We start from the raw sequence: 1,397 nt of genomic DNA on the forward strand, positions 1-1,397 counted from the left end.
GTATTGACGGAATGGTTTCAAGAAACATGGATCTATCATTCCCATTCTCAGTTATAAAGTTAAGATAAATATGTTTATCTTCTGCCTTTCACACTTGAAGCGCTTATAGCAGAACTTGTCGAGCGGCTCCCGTTTGTTACAAAAAGAAGGTACAATCTTACCTACATATACAATATTCCTAATAGAATAATTAATAGAATTGATAAAATCAACTTAAAAATTAACACCTTAGATTTGTTCTTATTTTTAAACAGCATTGTAAGGTACTTTAATGGAAGATAGCCTAATGTACCTCCAATAGTATTTAAAATTAAATCATCAACATCAAAACTCCCAAAATGAAAGATAAGTTGTAGTAATTCAAATGTGAGACTTAAACTAAAAGTTACAATTACAACTACTTTTAGTTTTTGGAACCTTTGAGATAATAAAGGAAACAGAAAACCAAAAGGTATAAAACCAAGAATGTTGCCTATTAGATTATTTAATCTTATCCCCAAATTAATATGCTCCCAATCAAAAAATAAATAGTATATGATTGTTTTTAATGGAATAAAATTGTGCTTCTCTAAAAATCCACCATAAGGTTCAAAGTTTAACGTAAAATGATTTAGGATATCTGCTGAAGTCATATATTTGAACAATATATACCTAGAGAGAATTAATAAATAAACAGCAATCAATATTGTTACTATGACTTTAAAGGCTACTTTCAAGGATGTTCACTTCCATTTCAATATCTATTTTCCCCTAAAAAAGTATGCAATGTACGATTCGAATTAAGATAGCTCTGACTTATGATATTACTTACGACTCTTAAAATCTTAGGCATTTTATTTTCTTTGACTATACTTCATTAGGCAATTAGCGGTATTTAACTTATTTTACCATAAAAATAATAACTAACCTGTAAACTAGAGTAAAAAAAAAGTGAATTTGATTTTTTAAAACTCTCATTTTCTTTTTTTTGCTACACTACTTGAACAATCGAAGGGTAATAACCTCAATTAACACAAACGTTGTAGAACTTAATTGCTTAAAACACAAAAAAACATCTATTACATAATTGTAATAGATGTTTTACAGTTTGCTTAGCGACGTCCTACTCTCGCAGGGGCAAGGCCCCAACTACCATGGGCGCTGAAGAGCTTAACTACTGTGTTCGGCATGGGAACAGGTGTGACCTCTTCGCTATTGTCACTAAATCAAGTTTATTGAAGGTAGTACCTTCAAAACTAGATAAGAAGTACAACAAGACAACATAAATATTATAGTTAAGTCCTCGATCTATTAGTATTCGTCAGCTACACGTGTCACCACGCTTCCACCTCGAACCTATCAACCTCATCGTCTCTGAGGGATCTTACTCTAAATGATGAGAAGTCTCATCTTGAGGG

Annotated in this window: 1 protein-coding gene and 2 rRNA genes; all 3 read right to left on the reverse strand. The window is 31.5% G+C overall.

Annotation, left to right across the window (positions count from 1 at the left end; genetic code table 11):
- Positions 1 to 161: 161 nt before the first annotated feature.
- On the reverse strand, positions 162 to 716 hold the full coding sequence (locus D2K40_RS16160; RefSeq protein WP_117157362.1) for a VanZ family protein: 555 nt from the start codon (positions 714 to 716) through the stop codon (positions 162 to 164).
- Between the two features lie 373 nt (positions 717 to 1,089).
- Positions 1,090 to 1,205, reverse strand: a 5S ribosomal RNA gene (gene rrf / locus D2K40_RS16165).
- Between the two features lie 65 nt (positions 1,206 to 1,270).
- Positions 1,271 to 1,397: ribosomal RNA gene (locus tag D2K40_RS16170) — 23S ribosomal RNA — on the reverse strand; the annotation flags it as partial.

This window comes from Paraliobacillus quinghaiensis (genome assembly GCF_003426025.1).
Lineage (GTDB): Bacteria > Bacillota > Bacilli > Bacillales > Amphibacillaceae > Paraliobacillus_A > Paraliobacillus_A quinghaiensis.